Source organism: Microtetraspora sp. AC03309 (assembly GCF_020826795.1).
In the GTDB taxonomy this organism is placed as follows: domain Bacteria; phylum Actinomycetota; class Actinomycetes; order Streptosporangiales; family Streptosporangiaceae; genus Microtetraspora; species Microtetraspora glauca.
In genome coordinates, this window is sequence record NZ_JADDIL010000419.1 from 1 (window position 1) to 524 (window position 524).

Annotated in this window: 1 pseudogene; it reads left to right on the forward strand. The window is 68.3% G+C overall.

Annotated elements, in window-relative coordinates:
* Positions 1-524 (forward strand): annotated as a pseudogene (locus IMZ11_RS43655) (potassium-transporting ATPase subunit B); the annotation flags it as partial.

The following is a 524-nucleotide window of genomic DNA, read 5'->3' on the forward strand; positions in this document are numbered from 1 at the left end:
CCGCCGGTGATCCGCGAGTCCGGCGGGGACAGGTCGGCGGTGACCGGCGGTACGAAGGTGCTCTCTGACCGGATCATCGTCCAGATCACCCAGAGGCCGGGGGAGAGCTTCATCGACCGGATGATCTCGCTGGTCGAGGGCGCCAGCCGGCAGAAGACGCCCAACGAGATCGCGCTGAACATCCTGCTGGCCGCGCTCACGATCATCTTCCTTGTCGCCACCGCGACCATGCAGCCCCTCGCGATCTACTCCAAGGCACAGAACCCCGGCGTGCCGGACTCGCTCGCCCTGACCGGCGACGGGGTCACCGGCGTCGTGCTGATCTCGTTGGTGGTGTGCCTGATCCCGACCACGATCGGCGCGCTGTTGTCCGCGATCGGCATCGCGGGCATGGATCGGCTGGTGCAGCGCAACGTGCTCGCGATGAGCGGCCGGGCGGTGGAGGCGGCGGGCGATGTCAGCACGCTGCTGCTGGACAAGACCGGCACGATCACCCTGGGCAACCGGCAGGCGTCGGAGTTCGT